This is a genomic window from Aedoeadaptatus ivorii (assembly GCF_900638585.1).
Lineage (GTDB): Bacteria > Bacillota > Clostridia > Tissierellales > Peptoniphilaceae > Aedoeadaptatus > Aedoeadaptatus ivorii.
The window spans coordinates 984,899-998,280 of the sequence record NZ_LR134523.1; the positions used below are offsets into that span (position 1 = coordinate 984,899).

Below are 13,382 nucleotides of genomic sequence, written 5' to 3' on the forward strand. Positions count from 1 at the left end.
CACCGAACGCGGCTTCTCTGAATCAGCTCCGGATCTACTCCTCCCGTCACATCAACTATGGGTTTGCTTCGATTATAAAAAACTCCCGTGCCGTCGTCAAGGAAAAACCCCTACTTCTGCACAAATCCGACCTTGCGGTATACCTTTCGGAGCGTCTTTTGTGCAAGATACGAGGCGCGCTGTGCCCCCTCTTTGCAGACGGATTCGAGCAGCGCCTTGTCCTCGCGGATTTCCTTATAGCGCGTTTGCACCGGTTCGAGCCCTTCGACCACCGCTTCGGCGACGCCTTCTTTTAGCGCACCGTAGCCGCTCGATGCGAATTCGCGCTCCGCCGCCTCGGGGCTGATCCCCCGAAAAGAGGCGTAAATATCCAAGAGGTTTTTGACGCCGGGTTGCGAATCGCTGTATACGACCTTGCCTTCGGAATCCGTCACCGCCCGCTTGATCTTTCTGCGTATCGCATCGGGTTCGTCCAGGATCAAAATATACGCGTTCTCGTCGGCATCGGATTTGCTCATCTTCGCCTTGGGATTTTGCAGACTCATAATCCGCGCGCCCACTTTGGGCGCCATAATCTCGGGAATCTTGAATGTCGGCGAATAGCGCGTGTTAAAGCGCTCGGCGATGTCGCGCGTAAGCTCGATATGTTGTCTTTGGTCTTCGCCCACCGGCACAAGTTCGGTTTGGTACAAGAGGATGTCCGCCGCCATCAGGACGGGGTAGTTTAAGAGTCCCGCATAGATCTCTTTTTGTTTTTGCGACTTGTCCTTAAATTGGGTCATGCGATTCAGCTGCCCCACAGAGGTGATGGTATTCAATACCCACGCCAACTCTACGTGTTCCGGCACGTGGGATTGTACGTAGAGAATGGCGTTTTCGGGGTCGACGCCGCAAGCCATATAGAGGGCGATCAGATCCAAAGTACGCTTTCTGAGCTGCGCCGGATGCTGGGCCACGGTAATGGCGTGCATATCCACCACGCAGTAGATACACTGATAGGCTTCCTGCAGCGCCGGAAAGTTTCGAAGGGCGCCGAGATAGTTTCCGATCGTCAGGGCGCCGGAGGGTTGAATGCCGGAGTATACGATTTTTCTGTCCATAAGCGATTCCTTCCTATCTTTATGATTCGCGTTCTTCCATGGCGGCGCGCATCTCTTCGTCCAGTTCCTTGCGCGCGAGGAGTGCCTCGAACTTATTTGCCACCGATTCTCGTACTTCTTCGATGTCGATCCGGGTGAGCACCCGGTCCTTCATAACGAAATTGCCGTCGATCAAGACGTGGCGGATATCGGCACTCTGGGCGGAATAGCAAAGCGCGCTGATCAGATTGTTTTTCGGCGTAAAGTTCACCGAATTCAGATCGAAACAGCTGATATCGGCGCGCTTGCCCGTCTCGATAGAGCCGATCTCCGATTCCCTGCCGAGGGCCTTTGCCCCGTTGATGGTCGCCATGCGAAGCACGTCGGCGGCGCTTACGGCCTCGGGATTTTTTTCTACGGCTTTGTTCACGATGGCCGCAAGATGGATCTCTTCCATCATATTCTGGTTGTTATTGGAACTGCTGCCGTCGGTACCCAGCGCCACGGTAAAGCCCTTTTCGAGCAGCTGCTGTACAGGCGTAAAGCCGCTGGCGAGCTTCAAATTGCTGGTGGGATTGTAGACGGGGAAAAATTTCTTCGGATTCACGAGATCCATTTCCGCCTCGGTCATATGCACGCAGTGAGCGGCGATGGTGTGCACATCGCCCAATCCCAAATCGTGCATATAGGCGATGGGGGTCTTGCCGTAAGATGCCAGCGAATCCTCCACTTCCTTTACGGTCTCCGAAGCGTGGGTGTGTAAAATCCCGTCCATTTCCTGTGCCAAGGCGATGGCCTGCTGAATATACAGACCGCTACAGGTGTAGATGGCGTGGGGCGCCGGCGCGACTTCGAGTCTTCCCTCACAGCGGCCGTGATAGCTTACATACAGCATACGGGTTTCTTCGAGTTTTTCGTCCCCGCCGCCGTCGATGTCGGTCAATCCCCGCGTCAAAAGGCCGCGCATGCCGATCTTCGCTGCGGCTTCGCCCACCATATCCAAATGGTAGTACATATCGCAAAAGGTCGTCGTGCCGCTCATAATCCCTTCTGCCATTGAAAGCAGCGACGCCAAATAGATGTCATCGCGCGTCAAATGCGCTTCCAGAGGCCAAATCGCCGTCGTAAGCCAGGTGTTTAAGTCCATATCGTCGGCATAGTTTCTGAAATAGCTCATGCCCAAATGCGTATGGGCGTTTACAAAGCCCGGCACCAAAAGCAGGTCCCTGCCGTCGGTCACCTCGCCGCCGGAAAGGCTGCCCCCTTCGGCGATGGCATCGATCTTTCCGTCTGCAAGGCGGATGTCCTTATGCGTCTCTACCGCACCCCGCACGACGTCTATGTAGTTTGTATCTCGAAACAGGTAGTCCATCGATTCCTCCTTTATAATTCTATTTAAGTATAGCACAAGAACGGGTGCGAAAAATAATCGATATAACAGGGTTTTTACCTTTACAAAACAACCCGCTTACTGTATAATACCAGTCGGTTCTAAATTATCGCGGCAAAAATATAATTTAGGAGTGAAGAATATTGGCAAAAATGATGGGACCTAGATTCAAGGAATCGAGAAGATTAGGTCTAAATGTATGTGGACACCCGAAAGCCATGAACCGTGCCGGCAGAGGTACCGCCCGTTCGGACAAGAAACTCACCGAATACGGTAAACAGCTTTTGGAAAAACAAAGACTCAGAGCTTACTACGGCGTCATGGAAAAGCAATTCGTCCGTTTGGTCGAAGAAGCACAAAAATCCGAAGAAGAGACCGGTCCCGCATTGGTAAAGCTCTTAGAAGTACGCTTAGATAATTTGACATATCGTATGGGATTCGCAAGCTCCATTCGTCAAGCGAGACAAATGGTCACCCACGGTCACATGTTCGTAAACGGCAAGAAGGTCAACATCCCCTCTTACCGCGTACAGGTCGGCGATGTCGTATCCTTAAGCGACAGAGGTCGCAAAGTGGATCTGTTCAAGGAAAACTTCGAAACCAACTATGTGAACGCGTATCCTTATATCACGAAAGAAGAGAACAACCGAGCAACCTTAAGCTCCGTTCCCGCTCGTGAAGACATTCCCGTAGAAATCGAAGATCAACTGATCGTCGAATTCTATTCCGGAAAATAAGAAAATTGCGGACACGTCCGCAATTTTTTTGTTTTCGCGGACCTAATACCGAATCCGAGATCCGGTATCTACCCCGAACAGGAAGCGAGGCAATTATGTTTCAATTTACCTTTGGAGCAAACGGCTACCATCATATACACTTTATCGGCATCGGCGGCATCAGTATGTCCGGCCTGGCCGCGCTGATGCTCTCCAAGGGCTATCGCATCTCCGGCAGCGACACAAAACCTTCGGCCATTACCGAACACTTAAAGGCGCTGGGGATCACCGTATACGAAGGGCACCGACCCGAGCAGATCGAAAATGCGGATCTGGTGGTCTATACCGACGCCATTCAAATGGACAATCCGGAGTTTCGCGCCGCCATCGCCCGCAAGGTCGATGTGGTGGACCGCGCCTCTTTTTTGGGCGCTGTGATGCGAAACTTCGGCGTTTCCGTCGCCGTCTCCGGCACCCACGGCAAGACGACCACCACGTCGATGATCGCCACCGCCATTAAGGACGAGCCCTTCTCCCCCACGATTATGGTGGGCGGCAATCTCGGCGAACTCCACGGCAATGTGCGCATCGGCGAGGGCGACTTCTTCCTCACCGAGGCCTGCGAATACCGGGCCAATGTGTTAAAGTACTTCCCCTCTACGGCGATCATCTTGAACATCGACGAAGACCATTTGGACTTCTTCGACAATATCGACCATATTATGGACACCTTCCGCGGCTACGCAAAGAACTTGGGCGAAGGGGATATTTTGATCGTAAACAGCGACGATCCCCGCGCCGATTCCATGCGCCATGCTACGAAGGCGCGGGTGGTCTCGGTCTCCATCGATCGGGATGCCGACTACCGGGCGAAGAACGTCGAGATCGACAAAGACGGCCTGGCTTCCTACGATCTATACGTCGGCGGAGAGCGGATCGATCGCATTGCGCTCCAAGTGATGGGACTGCACAATATCACCAATTCCCTCGCCGCCATCGCCGCCTGCGCGGAAAACGGCATCGATCTTCGCCGTGCGGCGAAGGGCGTCGCCCGCTACCACGGCGTGGGCAGAAGGCTGGAATATAAGGGCGAGACAAACGGCGTGCGCGTGATCGACGATTACGCCCACCACCCGACCGAGATCGCCTCTACCCTGCAGGCGATCCGCCCGACGGTGAAAAACCGCCTGCTCTGCGTCTTCCAACCCCACACCTATACGCGGACAAAACTCTTGTTGGACAATTTCTCCAAGAGCTTTACTCCGGCGGATATTACGATTATCGCCGACATCTATGCCGCGCGGGAAAAAGATTACGGCGACATTCATTCCAAGACTTTGGTCGAGGCAATTCGCGCCAATAACGACCACGCCGTCTATATCGGCGAGCACGACGAGATCCTCGCGTATCTCTTGGAACGCGCCAAACCCGGCGATGTGGTACTCACCATGGGCGCCGGCGACATCTATCTTGTGGGCGAAAAGTTTTTAGAAGCTTACGACGCAAAAAAGGTCGAAGAGTAAAATCTCTTCGACCTTTTTTTAATTTACAGAACTTTTTCTAAAAACGCACGGGTTCGCGCTTCCTTGGGATTCCCGAAGACCGATTCGGGGGGACCCTCTTCCACCAATAGGCCGTCGTCCATAAAGAGGATGCGGTCCCCCACGCGACGGGCAAAGCCCATTTCGTGGGTGACGACCACCATGGTCATCCCCTCGGCCGCCAAGGACTGCATGACGTCGAGCACCTCCCCGACCATCTCGGGGTCCAGTGCCGAGGTGGGCTCGTCGAAGAGCATGACCTTGGGCTCCATGGCGAGGGCGCGTACGATGGCGATCCGCTGCTTTTGCCCGCCCGACAGCTGCGAAGGATAGCTGTCCTTCTTCTCTTTCAGCCCGACGCGCCCGAGGAGCCGAAGCGCCTTCGCCTCGGCCTCCCCTTTTTCCAATCCCTTCACGAGAATCGGCGCCAGGGTGATATTTTCGAGCACCGTCTTGTGGGGAAAGAGATTAAAGGACTGAAACACCATGCCCATTTCCTCGCGAATTTTTTCGATAGAGGTCTCGGGTTTGTTGATGTCCACACCTTCGAAGCGCACCTCGCCGGAGGTTGCTTCTTCCAATCGATTCAGACAACGCAAAAAGGTAGACTTCCCGGAACCCGAAGGTCCGATCACGACGACCACTTCGCCCTCTTGGATCTCTGCATCGATCCCCTTTAAGACCTCGTGGTCGCCGAAACTTTTCTTCAAATTATGCACGTGAATCACTGTTCGCCATCCTCCTTTCTGCGATGCCCAAGAGCTTAGACAAGCTGAATACCAATACGAAATAGATCAGCGCGGCGGTGATATAGGGCATAAAGGGCAAATAGGTCGCCCCCGCTACCACCTTCGCTTCGAACATAATGTCTTCGATGCCGACAAAGGCGACAATGGCGGATTCCTTGATCAGGGTGACGAATTCGTTGCCCAGTGCCGGAAGTACGGTCTTTACCGCCTGGGGCAGAATAATATGCCGCATGGTCTGTTTCTTCGTCATGCCGAGAGACGCTGCCGCTTCGCCTTGGCCGCGGTCGACGGCGTTGATGCCGCCTCGAATAATCTCCGATACATAGGCCGAGGAGTTCATGCAGATGGCGAACATCGACAGCACAAAGGGATTTTTCAGCGACCCGTAGGTTTCGGGAATGATGGCCGCAAAGCCGTAATAGGCGATCAACACCTGTACCAATAGCGGCGTGCCGCGAAAAACTTCCACATAGGCCTTGGCGAGCCATTCGAGGGGTTTGATACGCGACCGGCGCATTAAGGCGATCAAGAGTCCCAGTACGAAGCCGATCAGTACCCCAAAAAACGAAATCTTCAGCGTGACGAGCATCCCGCTCAAATACGTCGGTCCCCACTTTCCGAGGAAAGCGAACCACGACTGCAATACATTCATAAATCCTCCTTCGCGATCTTCCGCGATCGAAAAAACTGTTTCCCGAGGAAACAGTTTTTTTACTTATTCCGCCGCGGGCGCCTCTTCCGCTGCCCCTTCGGCTTCTGCCCCTTCCGCTCCGGCGGATTCGGAGGCGAGTTGTTCGTATTCCACGATCCATTTTTCGATCTGTCCTTCGTCGATCAGTTTTTTCAACTCTTGGTTAAAATATGCCGTAAGCGCCTTGTTGTCTTTGTTCAGGGCGATACATACGCCGGGTTCGTCGGGGATGTCGATCTTTTTGCTGACGAGCTCGGGATTTTGCTGTGCATACTGTGCGCCGGAGCTTCTGGAGATGACCAGGCCGTCTGCGGTGCCGTTTTTCACTTCCAATACGAGATTGTTCAAGCGAGAGAGGCTGAGCAGTTCCACGTCTTTGGGGAAGTTTTCCTTGATGGTGGTCTCTTGCACGGAGCCGGTTTGGGCGCCGACTTTCTTTCCGGCAAAATCTTCCATGCCGTTGTATTGATCGGCGACGTCTTTTTTGACGAGGATGACCTGATTGTTTTCGTAGTAGGGAATGGTAAAGCTGACGGCATTTCTACGCTCCGGAGTCGCGGAAAGACCGGCAATTCCGATGTCCGCCTGCCCGGTGGAAATACTGGGAATGATGCCTTCAAAGTCTAAGTCCTTGACGGTGAGCTTTACGCCCATGGAATCGGCGAGCGCCTTGGCGATTTCGATGTCGAATCCGACGATTTCATCCTTGCCGTCTTTCAACAAATGCCATTCGTAGGGAGGATAGTCGGCGCTGGTGGCGAGGACCAACTCGCCTTTTTCCTTGATTTTTTCTACCGCCGCATCCATTTCTTCCTGCGTGGCTTCTGCCGGGGCGTCGTCATTGGCCGCGGGCGTGTCGCCGCCGCCGGAACATCCTGCCAGTACAAAGGTAAGTAGCAATGCCAAAATCGTAAATAAAGATGTCTTTTTCATAATAATCCTTTCTTGAATACCCGAATTTTCTATGTGATCGCTATGCCGATCGTCGTCTCTTGGAGCCGGAATTCGCCGGTCGATCCGAACGACGGTAAAATTTCCGTTTGCTCTCTATTATACTGAAAGTATTCAAGATTAAGGCCTCCCTTCCGTTTTTCTTTTTTGAGATTATACTATACCGCGCTACAATCCTCAAGAAAGGACAAACAAAAATGAGAAACGTCGTTTCCGACGTTTCTCATTTTTTATTCCAATACGGGTTTCAAAAACTGTCCCGTATAGCTTTCTTTGACTTGAACGATCTCCTCGGGACGACCCGTGGCGACGATGCGCCCGCCCCCGTCTCCGCCGTCGGGACCCAGGTCGATAATGTGGTCTGCGACTTTGATGACGTCGAGATTGTGCTCGATCACCACCACGGTATTGCCCTTGTCCGCAAGGCGCGACAGAACGTCTACGAGCTTGCGGATGTCCTCGGTATGCAAACCCGTCGTGGGTTCGTCGAGGATATAGAGGGTTCTGCCGGTGCCCCGCTTCGAGAGTTCGGTGGCGAGCTTGATCCGCTGCGCCTCCCCACCCGAAAGCTGGGTGGAGGGCTGGCCCAGGGTGATGTATCCGAGCCCCACATCGCGAAGTGTCTCGATCTTTCTTAGAATGCGCGGATGGTTGGCGAAGAAATCCACCGCCTCCTCTACGGTCATATCGAGAATATCGGCGATGTTTTTGCCCTTAAAGCGTACCTGCAGCGTCTCCCGATTGTATCGCTTTCCGCCGCAGACTTCGCAGGGCACGTATACGTCGGGCAGAAAGTGCATCTCTACCTTGAGAATCCCGTCGCCCTTACACGCCTCGCAGCGACCGCCCTTTACATTAAAGGAAAAGCGGCCCTTCTCGTAGCCGCGCACCTTGGCCTCGTTGGTCGAGGCGAAGACGTCGCGAATATGATCGAATACGCCGGTATAGGTCGCCGGGTTGGAGCGGGGCGTCCTGCCGATGGGGCTCTGGTCGATGGAGACGATTTTGTCCACGTATTCGAGCCCTTCCACCTTCTTGTATTTGCCGGGACGCACCTTGCTCTTGTTCACCTGTTGGGCGACGACCTTTTTTAGGATCTCGTTGACGAGCGAACTCTTGCCCGAGCCGGATACCCCGGTGACGCAGATAAACTGCCCCAGGGGAAATTCCACATCGATCCCCTTTAGATTGTTCTCCGCCGCGCCGTAAATGCGGATGCGCTCATCGGTATAGGGCCGGCGGGAAGGCGGCACGGGAATCTTCTTTCTGCCCGAAAGATACTGCCCGGTGATGGAATCTTCCACCTGCATAATCTCTTCGACATTGCCCTGGGCGACGATATATCCGCCGTGCACCCCGGCGCCGGGCCCGATGTCCAAGATTTCGTCGGCTTCGCGCATGGTGTCCTCGTCGTGTTCGACGACGATCAGGGTATTGCCGATATCCGTCAGATTGCGCAGGGAACGCAGCAACATGGCATTGTCCTTCTGGTGCAAGCCGATGGACGGTTCGTCTAAGACATAGGTTACCCCCACCAGGGCGGAGCCGATTTGGGTGGCAAGCCGGATTCGCTGCGATTCGCCGCCGGACAGCGTTCCCGCCATCCGCGCGAGCGTCAAATATCCCAGCCCCACCTGAATCAAAAAGGACAGCCGCTCCCGAATTTCTTTGAGCACCTGATCCGCGATCTTCTTTTCCGTTTCAGAAAACTCCAGATTGTCGAAAAAGTCGATGGCATCCGACACCGGAAGAAGCGTCGCCTCGTAGATGTTTTTGCCGCCGAGCTTAAAGACCAAAGATTCCATCTTGAGCCGCGCGCCGTGACATTCGGGGCAGGGAATGTCCGAGAGGAAGGGTTCGATCCGCTCCATGGCGCTGTCGCTGTGGCTCTCGCGATAGCGGCGGTCCAGATTGGCGAGAATGCCCTCAAAGTGGCCGGAATACTTCTTCTTTCCGCTAAAGTACGAATCGAATGTAAAGTTCAGCGGTTTTTTTGTGCCGTATAACAGCTCGTCGAGGAACGCTTTCGGCGCTTCTTTGATCGGCGCCTTGGTCGAAAAATCATAGCGCTTCGCCAGTTGATTGATGATTTCCTTATAGTAGGTGCCGTCGGTGGTGGAATAGGCGGAAATCGCACCTTCGTCGATGGAAAGATCCTTGTTGGGGATCACCAAATCCGGATCCGCCCGGCGGCTGCTGCCCAATCCGTTGCAGACGGGGCAGGCGCCCATGGGCGTATTAAAGGAAAAGGAGCGCGGCGTCGCCGGTTCAATGGCGATGTCGTGGTCGGGACAGGTGTAGTCGGTGGAATACAGCTTGTAATTGCCGTCCAATGTGTCGACGATCACCGTAGAACCCGATACTTCGAGCGCCGTCTCTATGCTGTCGGCGAGGCGGCTCTCGATGCCCTCGCGGACGATGATTCGGTCTACGACCACCAAAATATCGTGGACTTTGTTTTTCTCGAGCTCGATCTCTTCGTCGGCCTCGTGCATTTCGCCGTCGATCAATACGCGCAGAAATCCTTCTTTTCGGATGCGCTCCAGCACCTTTTTGTGCTGCCCCTTCTTCTGCCGAATGACGGGAGCGAGGAGCTGAAAGCGGCTCCCCTCTTCCATTTCCATAATGCGGTCTACGATTTGGTCCTCCGCATACGCCTCGATCTTTTTGCCACAGATCGGGCAGTACGGCTTCGCCACGCGGGCGTAAAGCAAGCGGATATAGTCGTAGATTTCGGTGACCGTCCCCACGGTAGAACGCGGGTTTCGGGAGGTGGTTTTCTGGTCGATGGCGATGGCCGGGCTCATGCCCTCTATAAATTCCACATCAGGCTTGTCCATCTGCCCCAAAAACTGGCGGGCATAGGACGAAAGGCTCTCCACATAGCGACGCTGTCCTTCGGCATAAATGGTATCGAAGGCGAGGGAGCTCTTCCCCGATCCCGATAGACCCGTAATGACGGTCATTTTGTTTCTCGGAATCCGAACGTCGAGATTCTTCAAATTGTGTTGGCGCGCGCCGTGTATATGAATGGCTTGTTCCAGGGTTTTATTCATTCGTTTCCTTTCCCAAATACTGTGCTTGTAGCGAACGTATCTGATCGCGAATATCCGCCGCCCGCTCGAAATCCAAAGATTCCGCCGCCTTAAACATTTCCGTCTCGAGGTTTTTCAACATGGCTTCGACTTCTTCGGCGCTGAATTCCTCTTCAAAGGCGACGGTTTCTTCGGCGGCCACAGTGTTTTCGATAATATCGCGTATGCCCTTTTCAACGGATTTGGGCGTAATGTGATGGGCTTTATTATACGCCATCTGAATGCCCCGCCGCCGCTCTGTCTCATCGATGGTCCGCTGCATAGAGCCGGTGATCGTATCGGCATACATAATAACGTGGCCGTCGACATTTCGCGCGGCCCGCCCCGCCGTCTGAATCAAGGAGGTGTCGGAGCGGAGGAAGCCCTCTTTGTCCGCATCCAAAATCGCCACCAAGCCCACCTCGGGAATGTCCAAACCTTCCCGCAGGAGGTTGATGCCGACCAGCACGTCGTAGACGCCCAGACGCAGATCACGGATGATTTCCATGCGCTCGATAGTCTTCACATCGGAGTGGAGATAGGCGACCTTCAGCCCGATCTCCTTAAAATAGGCGGACAGATCCTCCGCCATCCGCTTGGTGAGCGTCGTCACCAAAACCCGCATGCCCTTTTCGATCCGCTTGTAGATCTGATCGGTAAGGTGGTCGATTTGGTTTTTCGTCGGCACGACTTCGATGGCGGGATCCACCAGGCCCGTGGGGCGGATGATCTGTTCCACCCGCTGCTCTTCGTGCTCTTCTTCGTAGGGACCGGGAGTGGCGGAGACATAGATCACCTGATTCTGAAGCGCCTCGAACTCCTCGAAGCGCAGGGGCCGGTTGTCCAGGGCGGAGGGCAGGCGGAACCCGTACTCCACCAGGGTCTCTTTGCGTGCCCTGTCGCCGTTGAACATGCCGCGGATTTGTGGCACCGTGGCGTGGGATTCGTCGATGATAGTAAGAAAATCGTCAGGGAAGTAGTCGATCAAGGTATAGGGACGGCTGCCCGCTTCTCTGCCGCTCAAGTGGCGGGTATAGTTTTCGATGCCGGAGCAGAATCCCATCTCCTCCAGCATCTCGATGTCGTAATTGGTGCGCTGCTCCAGGCGCTGCGCCTCGAGCAACTTTTCCTGATCGCGCAGGACATAGAGGCGCTCCTCTAATTCCTCGCGAATGGTCTGTACCGCCCGCTGTACCTTTTCCGGTCGAGTGGCAAAGTGCGACGCCGGAAAAATCGACACGTGATTTCGATAGCTCTCCACATGGCCGGTTACGGCGTCGATCTCGGCAATGCGGTCGATCTCGTCGCCAAAAAACTCGACCCGAATCGTCTTTTCGGCACTCCCCGCGGGGAAGATCTCGAGCACATCGCCCCGTGCGCGGAAGGTGCCGCGGCTAAAGTCGATGTCGTTTCTGACGTATTGGATGTCGACGAGCTTGCTCATCAGCTCGTTGCGGTCCCAAACCATGCCGGGCCGCAGGCTGACCACCAGATTCTTGTAGTCGATGGGGTCTCCCAAGCCGTAGATACAGCTGACCGAAGCGACGATAATGACGTCCTTGCGCTCGAACAACGCCATGGTGGCGGAGTGGCGGAGCTTGTCGATCTCGTCGTTGATGCTGGCGTCTTTTGCGATAAAGGTATCGGTGCCCGGCACATAGGCCTCGGGCTGGTAATAGTCGTAGTAGCTGACAAAGTATTCGACGGCGTTTTCGGGAAAAAATTCCCGAAATTCCGATGCCAGCTGGTAGGCGAGGGTTTTGTTGTGGGCAATGACCAGCGTGGGCTTTTGCACCTTTTCGATCACATTTGCCATCGTAAAGGTCTTCCCGCTTCCCGTTACCCCCAAGAGGGTCTGGTGTTTCATATTCTCGTCGAGACCCTTCGCCAATGCGTCGATCGCCTCCGGCTGGTCGCCCGTAGGCCGGTACTTCGAATGTATTTTAAAATCCATTGCGACCTCCTGCGTTCAAAAAAGCGATCTTAACGATCGCTTTTTTCTATGATTTCTATCGCCTTTTGTAATTGCGTATCTTGCTCTTTATATTCCGGACCGATGCCGGTCACCTCTTTCGGCAACGCGACTTTTACGTCCGGTTCGATTCCCTTGTCCTGTATATTTACCCCCGAAGGCGTAAAATATTCACTCGTGGTCAGCTTGAGGCCGCCCCCGCCCGGCAAGGGCAATAGGGACTGCACGACCCCCTTGCCGAAGGTCTTCTCGCCGACCAACGTCCCCGCTTTGTGGTCCTTGATCGCACCCGATACGATCTCCGATGCGGAAGCACTGCCGCCGTTTGCGAGCACCGCCAGGGGCTTTTCCCATCTGTCGGCGTCGGAGGCGTAGTGAAAGACTTCTTTTCCCCGGTTGTCCTTGGCGCTTACGATGTCGCCCTCTCCCAAGAGCAGATCGCTAACGCCCACGGCTGCTTCCAAGATGCCGCCCGGATTGCCCCGAAGGTCGAGAATCAGTCCCTTCTTTCCGTCTGTCTTCGCCCGATTCAGCGCGGCTTTAAAATCCGCCAGGGTGTCGTCTTCGAATTGGGTGAGTCCGATATAGGCGATGTCGCCCAAATCGGCGGTGATCACCGATTCCATGCGGATCTCGTCGCGCTTCACCTCGACTTCTTTGAGCTCACCACCGTCTTTGGGGAGGATGCCCAGTTTTACCGTGGTGCCCTTATCCCCCTTGATGTGCTTTACCGCCTCTTCCAAGTCCTCCGCCGTATAGTCGATGCCGTTGACCGATACGATTTTATCTCCCGACTGGATGCCCGCGGCTTCTGCCGGGGAGCCCTTGATGGGAGCGATGACAGTGATCATCTTGGAATTGGCGTCGGCGCCGATTTGTACGCCGATGCCGAAGAATTCGCCGGTGGTCGCTTCGACGAAACTGTTGTATTCTTCTTCGGTAAAATACTCGCTATACGGATCGTTCAGCGCCTCTACGGTTCCCTTTCGGCGTCCGATTTCGAAGTCTTCGTCGGAAATCTCCTTGGCCCGGAGGTAGTTTTTTTTCAAAAAACGCTCCAGCGCCCGCGTGGTCATCACTTCTTTTACATCGCCCGTGACGAACTGAACGGAGGCGAAAGCGGTGGCGATATTGCTCACCGCCAGCAACAGGACAAACAGGATGACAGTTCTCTTCTTCATTTTTGCTCCTATGGAAATAAGGAACCTCCGCGCGAAGG

10 protein-coding genes and 1 other annotated feature (1 of these 11 cut by a window edge) are annotated in these 13,382 nt (G+C 54.6%); of the genes, 2 read left to right on the forward strand and 8 right to left on the reverse strand.

The genetic code is table 11. The features are described 5' to 3' along the window. Window positions 1-61: a binding site (T-box leader), on the reverse strand; it reaches 132 nt to the left of the window's first position. 49 nt (window positions 62-110) lie between these two features. After that, window positions 111-1,100, reverse strand: coding sequence for a tryptophan--tRNA ligase (trpS, locus tag EL294_RS04970; protein ID WP_126465583.1), 990 nt, complete (start codon window positions 1,098-1,100; stop codon window positions 111-113). Window positions 1,101-1,119: 19 nt separating this feature from the next. After that, window positions 1,120-2,451, reverse strand: a complete 1,332-nt coding sequence (locus EL294_RS04975) for an amidohydrolase (protein ID WP_126465584.1) — start codon at window positions 2,449-2,451, stop codon at window positions 1,120-1,122. Between the two features lie 161 nt (window positions 2,452-2,612). Between EL294_RS04975 and rpsD the strand changes: the two genes are divergently transcribed. After that, window positions 2,613-3,206, forward strand: a complete 594-nt coding sequence (gene rpsD / locus EL294_RS04980; protein WP_126465585.1) for a 30S ribosomal protein S4 — start codon at window positions 2,613-2,615, stop codon at window positions 3,204-3,206. A 95-nt stretch (window positions 3,207-3,301) separates the two neighbouring features. Further along, the gene (gene murC / locus EL294_RS04985) at window positions 3,302-4,708 is read left to right on the forward strand and encodes a UDP-N-acetylmuramate--L-alanine ligase (protein WP_126465586.1); all 1,407 of its coding nucleotides are present in this window, start codon (window positions 3,302-3,304) and stop codon (window positions 4,706-4,708) included. Between the two features lie 23 nt (window positions 4,709-4,731). On the opposite strand, the gene EL294_RS04990 is transcribed toward murC, so the two are convergent. The 6 genes from EL294_RS04990 to EL294_RS05015 all read right to left on the reverse strand — a co-directional run bounded on the left by EL294_RS04990 (window position 4,732) and on the right by EL294_RS05015 (window position 13,344). After that, the gene (locus EL294_RS04990; protein ID WP_126465587.1) at window positions 4,732-5,454 is read right to left on the reverse strand and encodes an amino acid ABC transporter ATP-binding protein; all 723 of its coding nucleotides are present in this window, start codon (window positions 5,452-5,454) and stop codon (window positions 4,732-4,734) included. Next, complete coding sequence (locus tag EL294_RS04995; RefSeq protein ID WP_126465588.1) at window positions 5,438-6,127, reverse strand: amino acid ABC transporter permease; 690 nt, start codon at window positions 6,125-6,127, stop codon at window positions 5,438-5,440. Before EL294_RS04995 ends, EL294_RS04990 begins: the two co-directional genes overlap by 17 nt. 63 nt (window positions 6,128-6,190) lie before the next feature. Continuing rightward, entirely contained in the window at window positions 6,191-7,099 is a 909-nt protein-coding gene (locus EL294_RS05000) for a transporter substrate-binding domain-containing protein (RefSeq protein WP_126465589.1), read from the reverse strand. Window positions 7,100-7,347: 248 nt separating this feature from the next. Then, window positions 7,348-10,173 (reverse strand): excinuclease ABC subunit UvrA, encoded by a 2,826-nt coding sequence (gene uvrA, locus EL294_RS05005; protein ID WP_197721083.1) that lies wholly within the window; start codon window positions 10,171-10,173, stop codon window positions 7,348-7,350. Next, on the reverse strand, window positions 10,166-12,145 hold the full coding sequence (uvrB, locus tag EL294_RS05010; protein ID WP_126465590.1) for an excinuclease ABC subunit UvrB: 1,980 nt from the start codon (window positions 12,143-12,145) through the stop codon (window positions 10,166-10,168). The genes uvrA and uvrB overlap by 8 nt, the downstream gene beginning before the upstream one ends. Window positions 12,146-12,174: 29 nt before the next feature. Beyond that, entirely contained in the window at window positions 12,175-13,344 is a 1,170-nt protein-coding gene (locus EL294_RS05015; protein WP_126465591.1) for a S41 family peptidase, read from the reverse strand. Window positions 13,345-13,382: the final 38 nt, after the last annotated feature.

Bases quoted from the DNA above. Each gene is read 5' to 3' on its own strand.
- EL294_RS04975 (WP_126465584.1), bottom strand. From the start codon at position 2,451: ATGGACTACCTGTTTCGAGATACAAACTACATAGACGTCGTGCGGGGT.
- murC (WP_126465586.1), top strand. From the start codon at position 3,302: ATGTTTCAATTTACCTTTGGAGCAAACGGCTACCATCATATACACTTT.
- EL294_RS05015 (WP_126465591.1), bottom strand. From the start codon at position 13,344: ATGAAGAAGAGAACTGTCATCCTGTTTGTCCTGTTGCTGGCGGTGAGC.
- EL294_RS04995 (WP_126465588.1), bottom strand. From the start codon at position 6,127: ATGAATGTATTGCAGTCGTGGTTCGCTTTCCTCGGAAAGTGGGGACCG.
- uvrB (WP_126465590.1), bottom strand. From the start codon at position 12,145: ATGGATTTTAAAATACATTCGAAGTACCGGCCTACGGGCGACCAGCCG.
- trpS (WP_126465583.1), bottom strand. From the start codon at position 1,100: ATGGACAGAAAAATCGTATACTCCGGCATTCAACCCTCCGGCGCCCTG.
- EL294_RS05000 (WP_126465589.1), bottom strand. From the start codon at position 7,099: ATGAAAAAGACATCTTTATTTACGATTTTGGCATTGCTACTTACCTTT.
- uvrA (WP_197721083.1), bottom strand. From the start codon at position 10,173: ATGAATAAAACCCTGGAACAAGCCATTCATATACACGGCGCGCGCCAA.